15 protein-coding genes are annotated in these 17,067 nt (G+C 54.6%); 6 read left to right on the forward strand and 9 right to left on the reverse strand.

Annotated features, from left to right (window positions below):
* Positions 1-21: 21 nt before the first annotated feature.
* Both mgtE and AC07WB_RS14185 read left to right on the forward strand, forming a co-directional pair.
* A complete protein-coding gene (gene mgtE / locus AC07WB_RS14180) occupies positions 22-1,455 on the forward strand; it encodes a magnesium transporter (RefSeq protein WP_345828748.1) in 1,434 nt (477 codons plus the stop codon).
* 75 nt (positions 1,456-1,530) lie between these two features.
* Complete coding sequence (locus AC07WB_RS14185) at positions 1,531-1,710, forward strand: GDFGVC terminal motif YodC-like protein (protein ID WP_097096441.1); 180 nt, start codon at positions 1,531-1,533, stop codon at positions 1,708-1,710.
* A 26-nt stretch (positions 1,711-1,736) separates the two neighbouring features.
* Here AC07WB_RS14185 and AC07WB_RS14190 read toward each other — a convergent pair whose 3' ends face one another.
* The 3 genes from AC07WB_RS14190 to guaB all read right to left on the reverse strand — a co-directional run bounded on the left by AC07WB_RS14190 (position 1,737) and on the right by guaB (position 5,812).
* Positions 1,737-2,513, reverse strand: coding sequence for a DUF3750 domain-containing protein (locus AC07WB_RS14190; protein WP_400456800.1), 777 nt, complete (start codon positions 2,511-2,513; stop codon positions 1,737-1,739).
* A 179-nt stretch (positions 2,514-2,692) separates the two neighbouring features.
* Positions 2,693-4,273: a glutamine-hydrolyzing GMP synthase gene (gene guaA, locus AC07WB_RS14195; RefSeq protein WP_097096439.1), complete on the reverse strand. Its 1,581-nt coding sequence runs from the start codon at positions 4,271-4,273 to the stop codon at positions 2,693-2,695.
* A 72-nt stretch (positions 4,274-4,345) separates the two neighbouring features.
* Positions 4,346-5,812, reverse strand: a complete 1,467-nt coding sequence (gene guaB / locus AC07WB_RS14200; RefSeq protein WP_097096438.1) for an IMP dehydrogenase — start codon at positions 5,810-5,812, stop codon at positions 4,346-4,348.
* Positions 5,813-5,981: 169 nt separating this feature from the next.
* On the opposite strand from guaB, the gene xseA reads away from it, so the two are divergent.
* From xseA to AC07WB_RS14220, 4 genes are all read left to right on the forward strand, one after another.
* Complete coding sequence (gene xseA / locus AC07WB_RS14205) at positions 5,982-7,352, forward strand: exodeoxyribonuclease VII large subunit (protein ID WP_097096437.1); 1,371 nt, start codon at positions 5,982-5,984, stop codon at positions 7,350-7,352.
* 50 nt (positions 7,353-7,402) lie between these two features.
* The gene (locus AC07WB_RS14210) at positions 7,403-8,428 is read left to right on the forward strand and encodes a M4 family metallopeptidase (protein ID WP_494940700.1); all 1,026 of its coding nucleotides are present in this window, start codon (positions 7,403-7,405) and stop codon (positions 8,426-8,428) included.
* Positions 8,413-8,739 carry a protealysin inhibitor emfourin gene (locus AC07WB_RS14215; protein ID WP_097096435.1) on the forward strand — a complete coding sequence of 109 codons (327 nt, stop codon included), beginning with the start codon at positions 8,413-8,415 and terminating at the stop codon, positions 8,737-8,739. The genes AC07WB_RS14210 and AC07WB_RS14215 overlap by 16 nt, the downstream gene beginning before the upstream one ends.
* 103 nt (positions 8,740-8,842) lie before the next feature.
* A complete protein-coding gene (locus AC07WB_RS14220; protein ID WP_045814915.1) occupies positions 8,843-9,025 on the forward strand; it encodes a con-10 family general stress protein in 183 nt (60 codons plus the stop codon).
* A gap of 84 nt (positions 9,026-9,109) precedes the next feature.
* Here AC07WB_RS14220 and AC07WB_RS14225 read toward each other — a convergent pair whose 3' ends face one another.
* The 6 genes from AC07WB_RS14225 to hisS form a co-directional block, all read right to left on the reverse strand.
* Positions 9,110-11,548: a glucose/quinate/shikimate family membrane-bound PQQ-dependent dehydrogenase gene (locus AC07WB_RS14225; protein ID WP_494940701.1), complete on the reverse strand. Its 2,439-nt coding sequence runs from the start codon at positions 11,546-11,548 to the stop codon at positions 9,110-9,112.
* 325 nt (positions 11,549-11,873) lie between these two features.
* Complete coding sequence (locus tag AC07WB_RS14230; protein ID WP_097096433.1) at positions 11,874-12,101, reverse strand: zinc ribbon domain-containing protein; 228 nt, start codon at positions 12,099-12,101, stop codon at positions 11,874-11,876.
* Positions 12,102-12,229: 128 nt separating this feature from the next.
* Positions 12,230-13,720, reverse strand: a complete 1,491-nt coding sequence (gene der, locus AC07WB_RS14235) for a ribosome biogenesis GTPase Der (protein ID WP_097096432.1) — start codon at positions 13,718-13,720, stop codon at positions 12,230-12,232.
* Between the two features lie 178 nt (positions 13,721-13,898).
* Positions 13,899-15,080 carry an outer membrane protein assembly factor BamB gene (gene bamB / locus AC07WB_RS14240; RefSeq protein WP_097096431.1) on the reverse strand — a complete coding sequence of 394 codons (1,182 nt, stop codon included), beginning with the start codon at positions 15,078-15,080 and terminating at the stop codon, positions 13,899-13,901.
* 19 nt (positions 15,081-15,099) lie between these two features.
* Positions 15,100-15,717 carry a YfgM family protein gene (locus AC07WB_RS14245; RefSeq protein WP_097096430.1) on the reverse strand — a complete coding sequence of 206 codons (618 nt, stop codon included), beginning with the start codon at positions 15,715-15,717 and terminating at the stop codon, positions 15,100-15,102.
* A 39-nt stretch (positions 15,718-15,756) separates the two neighbouring features.
* The gene (gene hisS, locus AC07WB_RS14250; RefSeq protein ID WP_097096429.1) at positions 15,757-17,031 is read right to left on the reverse strand and encodes a histidine--tRNA ligase; all 1,275 of its coding nucleotides are present in this window, start codon (positions 17,029-17,031) and stop codon (positions 15,757-15,759) included.
* Between the last annotated feature and the right edge of the window lie 36 nt (positions 17,032-17,067).

Genomic DNA, 17,067 nt, shown 5'->3' on the forward strand with positions numbered 1-17,067 from the left:
TACAGACACAAGGAACGCGTTATGTCTGCTGTGCATTCGCAAAAATTAGCTGAAACCCGCCACCATATTCTTACTCTGCTGCTTAATGAGCATGATCTAGTCGATGTGCTGCTGGATAAATCCGTCGATCTTAATGCTGCCGAGCTGCGCAACATCACCGATTGGCGCCAGCAGCTAGAAGATGAACTTCAGCAGCTGCACGCTGCGGATTTAGCAGATATCCTTGAAGCCTTACCTGAAGAGGAACGTCAGGCGCTATGGCGCTTAGTTCCCACAGAACAGCGCGGCCGCGTGCTGGTTGAAGCTTCGGAAACCGTTTGGGCCAGCCTGACGGAAGAAATGTCTGATCGCGATATTCTGCATGCCATTGAGCCGCTGGATATCGACGATCAGGTATATCTGGCGCGCTATTTGCCACGTGATTTAACCGGCCGTCTGCTTACTACGCTGGAACCGAGTTTGCGTGCGCGTCTGCTGAGCGTGATAGAGCTGGATCGCGATCGCGTTGGCCAGATCATGGATTTCAACATCCTGACGGTGCGATCGGACGTCACTCTGGCCACGGTGCAGCGCTATCTGCGTAAAGGCAAAAAGATGCCGGACGGCACAGATAAGATCTTCATTACTGATGAAAAAAACCAACTGCTGGGTGAGTTAACCCTCACCGATATTCTCCTGAACAAACCAAAGATGTTAGTTGCCGAGGTGATGAACTCACATCCCACTACCTTCCAGCTCAATGATAAAGCCGAAGACGCTGCCAGTGCGTTCGAACGTTATAACCTGATCTCCGCCGCCGTTACCGATGCGCAAGGCAAGCTTATTGGTCGTATCACCATCGAAGACGTGGTTGATTTGGTCAATGAAGAGAATGAAAGCAACATTCGTAAAATGGGCGGTATCAGCCAGGGCGAAGATGTGTTTGCGCCGGTGCGTAAAGCGGTTGGTAAACGGTGGGCCTGGCTGGCGGTAAACCTGTGCACCGCGTTTGTTGCGTCCCGCGTGATTGGCCTGTTTGAAGCGACGATTTCACAGCTGGTGGCCTTGGCCGCACTGATGCCGATTGTTGCGGGCATCGGCGGCAATACCGGCAATCAAACCATCACCATGATTGTGCGTGCGCTAGCGCTGCACCAGGTGGAACCGGGTAACTTCTCGTTTCTGATTATGCGTGAACTCGGCGTGGCGCTAATTAATGGCCTGTTCTGGGGCGGTATTATGGGCGGCGTCACCTGGCTGATGTACGACAATCTGCAATTGGGCGGCGTGATGATGCTGGCGATGGTGCTCAATCTGCTGCTGGCCGCGCTGATGGGCGTGCTGATTCCGTTAATCATGACTAAGATGAAACGCGATCCTGCCGTTGGCTCCAGCGTACTGATTACGGCAATCACCGACACCGGCGGGTTCTTTATTTTCCTCGGTCTGGCGACGGTGTTTTTGCTGCATCACTAAGGCACAAAATCAAGCGCACAGCCAGTGAAGTACATATAAACTCTGTAAATATCACTGACCTGATGGAGAAAAAGCATGTTTAAGGTAGATGATTTTGTACAGTCGAAGACCGGTGGCCCAAAGATGCAGGTGCTGCGCGTGGAAGGCGATATGCTGTGGTGCGCACGCGTTGACGATCACATTAAGCGAGAAATTGAACTCAAAGCCGATACCGTGAATCTGTATCACGAAGACGGCGATTTCGGCGTCTGCTAAAAAATGGCCCCATTTCGGGGCCATTTTTACGGATTGTCGCGCTGAACATTATTCTGCCCGATACCGCCGATAAACGGCAGACGCAGCCTGAATGGGGTGAAATCCAGTCCCATATTCAGACCCAGCACATTCACCTCTAATCCCTCTTCCGCTCCCACCGTTACGCCAAGCACACCGAGTACAGAGAGCTGTACGCCGCGTCCTGAAGGCGGTAACCCCACCGGATTCAACAGTGAGCGATAATCCTTGCCGAGCGCATTGGCTGGCAGATCTAGTTTCAGCGCGGGCACTTCACGGCCAATATGCGCCATGAAGGTATTGCTGTTGGGCCCCGGCCAGGCGTGATAGGTAGTTGGCCATGGATACGATTTAATCGCCGCTTCGATCTGCGGAATCATCGCCTGTGCCGCGCTGCCGCGATGATCTACCAGCAGACGTGGCTTGGCACCGTACCAATAGCCATCCGGCAGATTACTGTTACGCCGCACTTTATCGCCGCTGCCCCAGCTGATGACTTCATAGCGATTGTAGTGGGTCTCCCCGGCGCGCTTGAAGATAATCCACGGATGCACCGCCACTGCGCCTTTCCAGCCATACGTTGGCGCGGCATAGACCTGTACGATAGCTTCGGATGCGTAACGCTGGGGATCGGGTGCGATACCGGCAGAATCGCGTCGGGCGGACGCCCAGCCGCCGCGTTCCGACGTTAACTCACCACCACGCGTTGCCTGCGCCAGGCTGGCGCCTAATGAGAGCAAGATGATGCATAGAAAAGAGATCAATACGGCTTTGAAAGGCAACATCGACGGCATCCTGATGAGTAATAATCACGCGCTATAGTGCAACGAAAGGGGCGAGTTTGTATTCACGAACTATGCGATTGAACTTTATTGAATGAACGCCCTATTACTAACCAAAATACAAATATAAAAAAGCCCGCAATTAAGCGGGCTTCGTTTTTACGCATGCCTCAAAGCAGGATTTATTCCCACTCAATCGTCGCAGGTGGTTTACCCGAAATATCATAAACCACGCGGGAGATGCCGTTCACTTCGTTGATGATGCGGTTGGAGACGCGGCCGAGGAAATCGTACGGCAGGTGCGCCCAGTGCGCGGTCATGAAGTCGATGGTCTCCACTGCGCGCAGGGATACCACCCAATCATATTTACGACCGTCGCCCATCACGCCCACAGAACGTACCGGCAGGAATACGGTGAAGGCCTGGCTGACCTTGTTGTACAGATCGGCTTTGTGCAGCTCTTCAATGAAGATAGCATCGGCACGGCGCAGCAGGTCGCAATACTCTTTCTTCACTTCACCCAACACGCGTACGCCTAAACCTGGGCCCGGGAACGGGTGGCGATACAGCATGTCGTACGGCAGGCCGAGTTCCAGACCAATTTTGCGCACTTCGTCTTTGAACAGCTCTTTCAGCGGCTCAACCAGCCCCATCTTCATCTCTTTCGGCAGACCGCCCACGTTGTGGTGCGACTTGATCACGTGCGCTTTGCCGGTCGCTGAAGCGGCAGATTCAATCACGTCAGGATAGATGGTGCCCTGCGCCAGCCACTTCACGTCTTCCAGACGCAGTGCTTGCTCGTCGAAAACTTCAACGAAGACACGGCCGATGATTTTACGTTTGGCTTCCGGATCGTTCTCGCCAGCCAGCGCATCAAGGAAACGCGCCTCAGCCGCAACGTGTACGATGTTCAAACCAAAGTGGTCGCCAAACATCTCCAGAACCTGCTCAGCTTCATTCAGACGCAGCAGACCGTTGTCCACGAACACGCAGGTCAGACGATCGCCGATGGCGCGGTGCAGCAGCATCGCGGTCACCGAAGAGTCAACGCCGCCAGATAGGCCAAGGATTACTTTATCGTTACCCACCTGCTGACGAATACGCTCAACCGCATCTTCGATGATTTTGGCAGGCGTCCACAGCGCTTCACAGCCGCAGATGTCACGAATGAAACGCTCCAGCATACGCAAGCCCTGACGCGTGTGCGTCACTTCCGGGTGGAACTGCACGCCGTAGAATTTCTTTTCTTCATTCGCCATGATGGCGAACGGACAAGTTTCGGTGCTGGCAACGGTTTCGAAACCGGCGGGAATAGCGGTAACTTTATCGCCATGGCTCATCCACACGTCCAGCAGCGGTTTACCTGCCGCGCTAATCGCATCTTCGATGTCACGCACCAGCGCGCTCTGGGTCAGCACTTCTACCTGCGCATAACCAAATTCACGCTCGTTGGAGCCTTCAACCTTGCCGCCCAACTGCATCGCCATGGTCTGCATGCCATAGCAAACCCCCAGCACTGGAACGCCAGCGTTGAACACATATTCCGGCGCACGCGGGCTATTCTGCTCGGTGGTGCTTTCCGGACCGCCAGAAAGAATGATGCCGTTTGGGTTGAACTGGCGAATTTGCTCTTCGGTGACATCCCACGCCCAGAGCTCGCAGTAGACGCCCAGCTCGCGCACGCGGCGCGCAACCAGTTGCGTGTACTGAGAACCAAAATCGAGGATCAAAATACGATGTTTATGAATATTTTCAGTCGTCATTGAGGCGTTTCCATTGGGATGGACTTAATAATAAAAGCGCCCGGCTGGTGCCGGGCGCTAAATTTTACGGGATTATGAACCCATGCGGTAGTTTGGTGACTCTTTGGTGATGGTCACGTCATGCACGTGGCTTTCGTTGATGCCCGCGCCGCTGATACGCACGAACTCTGCCTTGGTGCGCAGGTCGTCAATGGTGCCGCAGCCGGTCAGACCCATGCAAGAGCGCAGGCCGCCCATTTGCTGGTGCACGATCTCTTTCAGGCGGCCTTTGTAGGCAACGCGCCCTTCGATACCTTCTGGTACCAGTTTGTCTGCCGCGTTATCGCTCTGGAAGTAACGATCTGAGGAACCTTTTGACATTGCGCCCAGTGAACCCATGCCGCGATAAGATTTGAACGAGCGGCCTTGATAAAGCTCGATTTCGCCCGGGGATTCTTCGGTACCGGCCAGCATTGAGCCCACCATAACGGCTGCTGCACCGGCTGCGATCGCTTTAGCGATATCGCCAGAGAAGCGGATACCGCCATCTGCAATCACCGGAATACCGGTGCCTTCCAGCGCGGCAACCGCGTCAGAAACGGCTGTGATTTGTGGCACGCCAACGCCAGTGACGATACGCGTGGTACAGATTGAGCCCGGGCCGATACCCACTTTTACCGCGCTCACGCCGGCTTCCGCCAGCGCCAATGCGCCTGCGCCGGTCGCTACGTTGCCGCCGATAATTTCGAGGTTTGGATATTTTGCGCGGGTTTCACGAATACGCTGCAATACGCCTTCTGAGTGGCCGTGTGAAGAGTCAATCAGCAGCACGTCAACACCGGCAGCCACCAGCGCATCAACACGCTCTTCGTTGCCCGCGCCTGCGCCAACCGCTGCACCGACGCGCAGACGGCCTTCCGCATCTTTACAGGCGTTAGGTTTACGTTCGGCTTTCTGGAAATCTTTAACGGTAATCATACCCAGCAGGTGGAAGCTGTCATCAACAACCAGCGCCTTCTCAACACGCTTTTCGTGCATTTTGTGCAACACGACTTCACGTGCTTCACCCTCTTTCACCGTCACTAAGCGCTCTTTCGGCGTCATCACTGCAGAAACCGGCAAGGTCAGGTCAGTCACAAAACGCACGTCACGACCGGTGATGATGCCCACCAGTTCGTTGTCGGTGTTCACCACGGGATAACCGGCAAAACCGTTACGCTCGGTCAGCTCTTTAACCGCCGCCAGCGCGGTGGTCGGCAATACGGTTTGTGGATCGGTTACCACGCCGCTTTCGTGTTTTTTCACCTTGCGAACTTCATCCGCCTGGCGCTCAATTGACATATTTTTGTGGATAAAGCCCAATCCCCCTTCCTGCGCCAGCGCAATAGCCAGACCCGCTTCAGTTACGGTGTCCATTGCCGCCGAGAGCATTGGGATGTTCAGACGAATGTTTTTTGTCAGTTGCGTGCTGAGATCAGCGGTGTTGGGTAAAACAGTGGAGTGAGCGGGAACGAGCAGAACGTCGTCAAATGTGAGGGCTTCTTTCGCGATTCTTAACATTGCAATATCTCCACCTGGGGGCGATTAAAACAGATAAAATATTGCCGCGGCATTATACAGGCCGAAACCGATTGCCTCCAGTGTTTTTTCAGAAAAAGTCTTGATCCTCAGGGTGAGCAATGTAGTATCAGTTGATTAACCCTCTGATTTAAAATTTGATCTACATCACATGTCGCTACCGCCAACCGCCAATATTTTTACTGTCAGCCGCCTGAACACCACGGTGCGTCAACTGCTGGAAAATGAGATGGGTCTGGTGTGGCTCAGCGCTGAGATTTCAAATTTTACCCAGCCCGCTTCCGGCCACTGGTACTTCACATTGAAGGATGATGGTGCGCAAGTGCGCTGCGCGATGTTCCGCAACAGCAATCGTCGCGTCACTTTCCGTCCTCAACACGGCCAGCAAGTTTTAGTGCGTGCCAGCATTACGCTGTATGAACCGCGTGGTGACTATCAGCTGATTATCGAAAGCATGCATCCGGCAGGCGAAGGCTTGCTGCAACAGCAGTTCGAACAGCTGAAGGCGCGTTTGGCGGCAGAAGGTTTATTTGATCAACAGTTCAAACAGCCGCTGCCGGATCCAGCCCGTCAGGTGGGCGTGATTACCTCCGCCACCGGTGCGGCGCTGCACGATGTGCTGCGCGTGCTGCATCGTCGCGATCCCTCCTTGCCCGTCATCATCTATCCCACGGCGGTGCAAGGCGTGGATGCGCCGGCCGGGATTGTGCGCGCCATTGAGCTGGCCAACCAGCGTGATGAGTGTGATGTGCTGATTGTGGGACGTGGCGGCGGTTCACTGGAAGATTTGTGGAGCTTCAATGACGAACGCGTGGCGCGGGCGATTTTTGCCAGTCGCCTGCCCATCGTCAGCGCCGTCGGGCACGAAACCGATGTCACCATCGCCGACTTCGTTGCAGATTTACGCGCGCCAACGCCTTCTGCGGCGGCAGAACTGGTGAGCCGGAACCAGCTGGAGCTCTTACGCCGTTTGCAATCGCAGCAGCAGCGTATGGAGATGGCGATGGATTTCTATCTGGCACAGCAGCAGCGCCGCTTCACCCGTATCCAGCATCGTTTACAGCAGCAGCATCCGCAGCTGCGTCTGGCTCGCCAGCAAACCGCGCTGTTTCAGCTGCAGCGCCGTCTGGGCGAAGCAATGGACCAGCGCATGCGTGTGGCGAATCGTCAGCAGGACCGCCTGCTGCAACGCCTGAACGCACAGCAGCCGCAGGGACGTATTCTGCGCGCTCAGCAGCAGCTGCAGCAGTGGCACTATCGTTTACAGCAGGGCATGGAAAAGCAGCTCAATCATAATCGTCAGCGCTTTGGCAACCTGGCCGCGCAGCTGGAAGGTGTGAGCCCTTTGGCGACGCTGGCGCGTGGCTTCAGCGTCACCACTGACACGCAAGGTCAGGTGGTGAAGAAAACCCAGCAGCTGAGTAAAGGCGATCTCCTACGCACCCGGCTGGATGATGGCTGGGTGGAAAGCCAGGTTACCGCGCTGGAACCGCAGAAATCCCGCAGCCGTAAAGCGCGTTGATAGGTTAAAAACTATACTTTTGACATATTCATTTATGATCAGGAGTTAGTATGCCTTTTAGCGTTATTCCTCCCTACATGCTGCGCAATATCATTGATAACTGCACCGGTGCGCAGCAAGACTACGCGCGCCGCACTCTAACGCACGTGCAACAACTGATGGGTGAACATAACCATCAAGCCCCCAGCGTCGCCACTGCCAAACCAGGCATCGTACAGCGCGCGATTTACGACGCCGAAGGCACGCAAAATCTACCGGGTACGTTAATCCGCGCAGAGGGTCAGCCGGAAAACGGTGATGTCGCTGTCCAGGAAGCCTGGGATTATCTTGGCATTACCTACGATTTCTTCTGGCAAACCTACCAACGCAATTCACTGGACAATAAAGGCCTGAAGCTTGATGGCACCGTGCATTACGGTAAGGAGTACCAGAACGCCTTTTGGAACGGTCAACAGATGGTATTTGGCGACGGTGATGGCCAGATATTTAATCGCTTCACCATCGCACTGGATGTGGTGGCCCACGAGCTTACGCACGGCGTAACGGAAACCGAAGCCGGACTGATTTACTTCCAGCAGGCTGGCGCCCTGAATGAATCAATGTCGGATGTGTTTGGCTCGCTGGTGAAGCAGTTCCATCTCAAGCAGAGCGCCGATCAAGCTGACTGGATTATCGGCGAAGGATTGCTGGCACAGGGCGTTAATGGTCGCGGGCTACGCTCGATGTCATCACCTGGCACCGCTTATGACGACCCGGTGTTAGGCAAAGATCCGCAGCCGGCCGATATGCAACACTACATCGAAACGCGCGACGACAACGGTGGCGTGCATTTGAATTCCGGTATTCCCAATCGGGCATTTTATCTGGCGGCAAAAGCGCTGGGTGGCTTTGCGTGGGAAATCGCCGGGCAGGCCTGGTACGACACGTTGTGCGATAAAACCCTGCCGCAGGATGCTGATTTCAGCACCTTTGCGCGCTTTACCGTGCAGCACGCCAATCAACAGTTTAATCAATCAGTGGCGGAAAAAATTCAATCCGCCTGGCAGCAGGTGGGCGTAACGTGGACATCCAACTGACCGACGACGCCATCATCGAGCTGGCACGTGAAGGCGGTATCGCCTTTATTCCCAAGCTGCGCGGTGAGCGGCGCTTTGCGTTGTCAGAATTGCCTGAACCGCAAAAGCAGCGCGTCTGCCAGGTATTGGAACAGGCCATGCCGCTCGGCGAACCAGAGGATCAGGCTGCCAATCTGGGGCACGGAGACCAGCGTTACTATCGCATTCAAATCACCTATGCCACCCACCGTGAGGCCAGAACATTAGTGATGTTAATTCCCGAGCAGCTGGCGCCACCCGAGCTGCAATCGCTGTGGCGCGACGGCGAATAAGTTATAAGATATCTCTCAAGGAAAGACATAACTTATTGACTATACTCATTATGTGGCTAGCTAGTCCACGTCGAAGAAAACACCCTTAGATGAGGTCTCTGCTATGACACAAAAAAAGCAACGAGGTGGTGCCGGGAACTTTGCAGAGGACCCGGAGCGCGCCAGGGAAGCAGGTAGCGCTGGCGGCAAAGTCAGCGGGGGTAATTTCAGAAACGATCCTGAAAGAGCCAGGGAAGCTGGAAGAAAAGGAGGTCAAAAAAGCCGCCGCCCTTCTAAGCAGCAGTGAATAAGGTACCTTGAGGGATAAAGTGCGCTAAGGATGGTAAAAAAAAGGCCGGCATCATGATGTCGGCCTTTCTCATAGTAGAACTTATTTGCTGTCTGGCAGCGCGTAAGCAATCACGTAATCACCACGATCTGGCGATTGACGTGCGCCACCTGCGGAGATCAGGATGTACTGTTTGCCGGTTTTTGGCGAAACATAGCTGATTGGACCGCCCTGGCTGCCCACTGGCAGACGTGCTTTCCACACTTCTTTACCGGTTGAGCTATCGAAAGCGCGCAGATAGTAATCCTGTGTACCGGCGATAAATATCAGGCCGCCCTGCGTGGCCAGCGTGCCGCCTAAGGTCGGCATACCAATTGGCATTTTCGCGCGCATTTTGATGCCGAACGGACCGGTATCTTCTACGGTACCAACTGGCACCTGCCAAACGATTTGGCGCGTTTTCATGTCAATCGCCGACAGCGTACCGAACGGCGGTGCTTGGCAAGGAATACCCAGCGGAGACATAAAGCGGTTTTTATTCACCGCGTAAGGCGTGCCTTTCAGCGGAACCGCACCCATACCGGTGTTGATCGCTTCACCACCGTTGCTGGCAGCCGTTTTGCTGGTGTCCTGCGGGATCATCTGTACCCACAGGCCCAAACGCATATCGTTGACGAACATGTACTGATTGTTCGGATCAAACGAAATACCGCCCCAGTTCATACCGCCCAGGGAACCAGGGAAGCTGAGGGATTTATCGGTATCCGGCACGGTGAACAGCCCATCGTAACGCATGCCTTTAAAAGCAATACGGCACACCAGCTGGTCGAACGGCGTTGCGCCCCACATGTCAGACTCGGTCAGCTTCTGGTTACCAATGCCCGGCATCTCCACTGAGTGCGGCTGGGTTTTGGTGTACTGCTCGTTCGGGATATGGCCCTGCGGCATCGGTTGCTCTTCAACTTTCGTTAAAGGCTTGCCGGTCAGGCGATCCAGCACCCAAATCATGCCGGTTTTGGCGCCGATGACCACGGCTGGCTTATTGGTGCCATCCTTCATCGGGAAGTCGACCAGGCTCGGCTGCATTGGCAGATCGAAATCCCACAGATCGTTATGTACGGTCTGATAAACCCACTTCTGCTTACCGGTGGTTGCATCCAGCGCCAGGATGGATGCGCCGTAAGTGTGATCCAGTTTGGTACGGTTCGCACCCCACAGATCCACTGACGAACTACCCATCGGCAGGAACACGGTGTTCATCGCCGGATCGTAAGACATCGGCGCCCACGAGTTTGGTGTGCTGCGGGTGTAATCTTTGCCCGGCATCAGGACCGCATTAGGATCGTCGTTGCCTGGGTCAAATGCCCAACGCATCTGGCCAGTAATCACGTCAAAACCACGCAGCACGCCGCCAGGCATGTCGGTTTGGACATTATCCGCGACGCGACCACCCACTACTACCGTGGTTCCGGCCATCGCAGGAGGCGACGTCAGCTGATATTGCGGATCGGGCGCGTTGCCCAGACCGATTTTCAAATCAACCACACCGTGCGTACCAAAGCTGTCACACAGCTCACCGTTGTCGGCGTTGATAGCAATCAGGCGCGCATCAATGGTATTCATCAGAATACGACGCTGGCAGGTATCGCCTGCGGGCAGCACGGCGGCCGTGACCGGCGTTGAACCCGGCTGGCTTGGCTGCTGCAAGGGTTTAGTCGCATCGAAGTAGGCTAAACCACGGCAGCGGTTCCACACTTCAGCCTGCGCGTTGATTTCACGTTTCCAAATTTGCTTACCGCTATCAGCGGCTACCGCAATCACGTTGTTATGTGGAGTGCAAAGATACAGCGTGTTGCCAATCTGCAGCGGAGTTTGCTGATCTTCCGCACCGTTGCCCGTTGGGCTGATCGGCGTATCGCCCGTATGGAACGTCCAGGCAACCTGCAGATCTTTCACATTATCGCGGGTAATCTGATCGATGGCTGCGAAACGGTCGCCACCCGGCGTACGGCCGTAGCTGCTCCAGTCCTGTTGCGGTTTTGATTTATCCACCGGAATCAGCGGCAGCTCTTTGCCATCAAACGCCACGGTAGGATGCGGCTGGAACATCTGCACGAAAGTCACCACCATGCCAACCGCGATAACCGCGGACAGTACATAGGAGACTTTCGCCAGAGAGTTTTTGCCTTCACGCTTACGCAGGGCTGGCCAGGTGATGAATGCCAGCAGCATCAAGCCAGCCGGAACCATCAGACGTGATACCAGCGGCCAGAAATGCCAACCAGCATCAAACAGTGACCAAATCAACGTACCGGCAAACACCAGAATAAACAGCGTGACGGCGGATGATTTGCGACGGAAGAACTGGACGGCCGACAGCAGCATCACAATACCGGCGATGAGGAAGTACCAGCTGCCGCCCAGCGCCACCAACTTGCCACCGCCGATAGCGAAGAACAAGCCGATTGCAACCAGGACCAGGCCTAACAGTACAGACCAGATGCTCAGCCCTTTGCCGGGACGAGCGGAATTTTCTGCCATAACAAAAACTCTCCTGAAAAAATAACGCGCTGGTGCCGGTAAGCCTGTGGCAGCCGGTATTGGCTCCTGCCGAGGCGGGAGACAAGAACATACCTTTACGCTTTATTTTATATCTATTGGTACGGGAGCAAGGCCCGTGATTCGTCGCTTGTGAGCGAGGACACAACGCAGATGAGAGTGATTCTCGCCCCAAGGCGGCAGGATTGTACCACCTGGTACATTAAAAAGTGAACATCCATAACGCGGTAGTTACTGGTTAATAGCATTTTTGCTACAAACCGGGTCGTAACCTATTAATAAATAGACCGGCGTTGAAAGACATTTCTCAGGAGGCAGGCAGATCAGGCACAAACTCCACGCGTTTTTTCGAGATTAAACCGTCGCCATGCTGACAAAAATAGTCCACGGCGCCGCAGGCTTTCAGCACCTGTAAGGGTTGATGGCAATCAGGACATAAGGCGATGTGTTCGAAATGACGTTCACAGCTGGAGCAGTTAAATCCGGTTTCATCGTGAGTCAGCGGCTGCTGGCAGATTGGGCATGGAGAATTCATAGATCATCCTCTGTATTTGGCGGTTGGTCACCATAAATGGCGCCCTACGTTTAAAGCACTCGGTTTTCGTAGGGTTCGCATTCATGCGCACCTGCATAAAAAAAGGGCCCTGCTGGGCCCTTCTCATTTTAACGCTTGTTTTTCTTCAGATGCGACATCAAACGCTGACGTTTACGCTGCTGCGTTGGCGTCAACAGGTTGCGTTTGCCCGCGTACGGGTTATCGCCTTCTTTGAACTGAATGCGAATTGGCGTGCCCATCACGTTGAGTGAACGACGGAAGTAGTTCATCAGGTAACGCTTATAAGAATCCGCGAGATCCTTCACCTGGTTACCGTGGATCACCACGATTGGCGGGTTATAACCCCCGGCGTGCGCATATTTCAGCTTCACGCGGCGGCCTCGCACCAGCGGTGGCTGATGATCGTCGGCTGCCATGGTCATGATGCGCGTCAACATTGCCGTGCCCACACGCTTGGTGGAGCAGTCGTAGGCTTCGGTCACGGATTCGAACAGGTTACCCACGCCGCTGCCGTGGAGAGCTGAAATAAAGTGGATGCGCGCAAAATCGATAAAGCCCAGACGGAAGTCCAGCTGCTCTTTGACTTCATCTCGCGCTTCCTGCGTCATGCCGTCCCACTTGTTGACCACAATCACCAGTGAGCGCCCACTATTCAGGATGAAGCCAAGCAGCGACAGATCCTGATCGGAAATTCCGGCACGCGCATCAATTACCAGCATCACCACGTTAGCATCTTCAATTGCTTGCAGCGTTTTGATCACAGAGAATTTTTCTACCGTCTCGGTAATCTTACCGCGCTTACGGACGCCAGCCGTATCAATCAGAACATACTCGCGCTCGTCACGTTCCATCGGAATGTAGATGCTGTCGCGCGTGGTGCCCGGCATGTCGTAGACCACAACGCGATCCTCACCAAGAATACGGTTGGTGAGCGTTGACTTACCTACGTTTGGACGACCAACGATAGCCAGTTTGATCGGCAGTGTAGTTGGGTCGAAATCTTCTTCTTCCTCTTCCTCCAGCGCCTTCTCGCCATCTTCTTCTAATGCGGCCCAATAGGCGGCGTTCTCTTCTTCTTCCGTGAGTTCCACTTCTGGAACGATTTCGTCCATCCACGGCAGCAAGGCGGTTTCCAGCAGGCTATTCACGCCGCGGCCATGCGACGCTGCAATCGGGTGAATTTCACCTAAGCCCAGCGCATAGAAATCCAGCACTGCCGCTTCAGGATCAATTCCATCCGTTTTGTTGGCGACGACAAAGGTCGCTTTCTCGCGTGCACGCAGATGATTGGCGATTTGCTGATCCGCCGGCATGACGCCCGCGCGCGCATCAACCATAAACAGCACCACATCGGCTTCTTCAATCGCCAGCAGCGACTGTTCCGCCATGCGGTTTTCAACGCCTTCCTCGGTGCCATCAATACCGCCGGTATCAATAACAATGAATTCGCGCCCTTCCACTTCGGCGCGACCATATTTGCGATCGCGAGTCAGTCCAGGAAAATCCGCTACCAGCGCATCACGTGTGCGTGTTAAACGGTTAAATAGCGTAGATTTTCCCACATTGGGACGCCCAACCAGCGCGACCACAGGTACCATAAGACTTGCCTCAGTTTTTTAAATAATTCGCCCGAATGGCGTGATTATAACGATATTTGACGCCAGACGTCAGGCTGAAGGCGCAAAGAATACCATGCCTGACTAAAAACGAAACGGCCCCTGACGAATCAGGAGCCGTTTAAGCGAGCGGAAAATGGATTCCCGCAGAGCCAAATCCTTAACGGGTAATGGCGTAAACCTCACCGCCTTTCGCCTGGATTAGCAGCTTGTCACCGGCAACAACCGGTTCAGTCTGGAAGCCATCGCTATCCAGTTTCTGCTGCGCCACGAAGCGTCCGTCAAGCGTGTTGATCCAGTGCAGATAACCTTCGCTGTCACCCACCACCAGATAACCGTTGAACAGCACGGGCGAAGTCAGGTTGCGATGCAACAGGTCGCTTTGACGCCAGATAGCCACGCCACCGTCAGCATTAAGCGCAATCACACGGTCATCTTGATCGACCAGATAGATACGTCCCGCATCGACCACCATGTCTTTCACACCACCAATCTCACGTTTCCACAAGATCTGACCGGAACGCAGTTCCAGCGCGGTAAGGTTGCCATTATAGGCCAGCGCATATACCACACCGTTAACCACGACAGGTGTGGTATCGACATCACTCAGACGATCGATTTCAGTGGCGCCACTTGGCTGAGAAATACGTTGCTGCCAGATCAGTTGGCCCTGATTGAGAATGACTGCACTCACACGGCCGTTATCACCGCCAACGATCGCGCCGCCGAAGGCAACAGTAGGTGCAGATTCACCGCGCAGCGACAGCGCAGGCATATCGAGGTTTACGCTCCACTTGATCGCGCCAGTGCTCTGATCAAGTCCCTGCAACATACCGTTGCTGGTGTGAATCAGAATCAGACCATCGCTCACAACCGGACGCGACAATGCTTCACCGGCCACTTTGGTCTGCCAGGCAATACCACCGTCGCTGGTATTCAGCGCAAATACCTGACCACGTTCGCTACCGATATAGATGCGGTCGCCGTTGGCGGTTACGCCACCCGAGAGCAGTGCAGAGATGTTTTTAGAGAAGAAGCCGGTTTTCTCAGAGAGATTAACCTTCCATTTCTCTTTGCCATTGCTGGCATCAAGCGCTTTAACCACGCCAAAACGATCCGCGGCATACACGGTGCCATCTAGCCAGGCTGGATGCAGATTGGAATAGAAATCACCCACGCCATCGCCAACAGACGTGCTCCACGCCGTTTGCGGCGTAAACTGGTTTTCTACCTTTGGCAGCGGGGCCATTTTCACTACATCTTCTTCGCCGCTGAACAGCGAGCAACCGCTGAGCAGAGTGACTGAAATCAGCCCTGGCAGCAGGTATTTACGTAATTCCATGTGCGCTCTCTTGACTGGCTTAACTTAAGTTATTCATCTTCATCTGCAGCATTTGCTTCAGCGCAGGAGAGGCCTGCGATTCAGCACCTTTGCTCCAGGCATCACGTGCGCCCTGCTTATCGCCTTTGCTCAGCAGTGCTTCTCCGCGAATATCCGCCACAATGGCTGTCCAGCCATCACCCTTGACATTGTTAAGGGTAGAAAGGGCGGCATCGGCCTGACTTTGCTGCAATTGAATGCGTGCCAGACGCAGGTTAATTACCGCCTGCAGGTTGGCATCTTTGGTATCTTTCAGCCCACTCTGTAACAGAGCGATTGCTTTGTCTAACTGATTGGCTTCAACGTACTGCTTAGCCAGATCCAGCGATGCCAGCGCACCATAGGTGTTGTTATTTTCGCTGGCGAATTTGGCTACCGCGTCCAGCGTTTGCGGCTTGTCAGCCTGCATCGCGCTGGTCAACTGCTGGTACTCTGCTGATGCCGCTTTATCGGTTCCTTCCTGATGGCTGGACCAAAAACGCCAGCCACCCAGCGCAGCGATACCGATGATCACGCCAACGGCCAGGAATTTGCCATTGTTGGCAAAGAACTGACGCAGCGCGTCAACTTGTTCGTTTTCGTTGCTGTAAACTTCCACGCAATCCCTCTCTTTAAAATGGCTGTTGCAGTGCTGCGGTTACTGCAGCAGCGTGCGCAACGTCGCAGCGGCGTCGCTCTGAGCCAGCGTCTGTTGATCGCCGGTACGCAAGTCTTTAACTACCACCTGGCCCGCTTTCACTTCATCTTCGCCCAGCACCAGTGCAATGCGTGCGCCCCACTTGTCTGCACGGGCAAACTGCTTCTTGAAGTTACCGCCACCAAAGTTGGTCATCAACTTCAGCGCCGGCTCGGCATCACGCAGTTTTTCCGCCAGTTGCATCGCGGCGGACTGAACGCCCTGCCCCGAAGCGATAACATAGACATCAACAATGCGCGTCGGTTCAAATTCTGGATTAACCGCCTGCACCAACAACACCAAACGTTCCAGGCCCATGGCAAATCCGACGGCTGGCGTGGCTCGGCCACCCAACTGTTCGACCAGGCCATCATAACGTCCACCAGCGCATACGGTACCTTGCGAGCCAAGACTGCTGGTGACCCACTCGAATACCGTACGGTTGTAGTAATCGAGGCCGCGCACTAAACGCTGATTGACGCGATATTTGATGCCGGCGTCGTCCAGCAGCGCGCACAGGCCGCTGAAGTGCTCACGTGAGTCTTGATCAAGGAATTCACCGAGCGTCGGTGCATCGTTGAGCAGTGTCTGAATATCAGGATTCTTACTGTCGAGTACGCGCAGCGGATTGGTATACATGCGGCGCTTACAATCTTCGTCCAGTGCTTCTTTATGCTGCTCAAGGAACGCTACCAGCGCATTACGGTAGTCAGCGCGCGCCTCCAGCGAACCGATAGAGTTCAGTTCCAGCTCAACGTGATCGGCTATTCCCAGCGCTTTCCACCAGCGAGCGGTCATCATGATCAGTTCGGCATCGATATCCGGGCCCTGCAGACCAAAAACTTCCGCACCAATTTGATGGAACTGGCGATAGCGACCTTTCTGCGGGCGTTCATAGCGGAACATAGGGCCAACGTACCACAGGCGTTGTTCCTGATTGTACAGCAGACCGTGCTCGATACCGGCGCGCACGCAACCTGCGGTGCCTTCCGGACGCAGCGTCAGGCTTTCACCGTTGCGGTCTTCAAAGGTGTACATCTCTTTCTCAACCACGTCGGTGACTTCACCGATTGCACGGCTGAACAACGGGGTGTGCTCAACGATTGGCAGACGGATTTCACTGAAACCATAGCTGGCCAGCACCTGCTTCAGGGTGCCTTCAATACGCTGCCAAATCGCGGTATCCGCCGGCAGGTAATCGTTCATCCCGCGAATCGCTTGAATATTCTTCGCCACGTTAGAATCTCTTTAAGACAAAAAAACCTGAGCGGC

The organism is Pantoea sp. GW821-FHT03E06, from assembly GCF_059420725.1.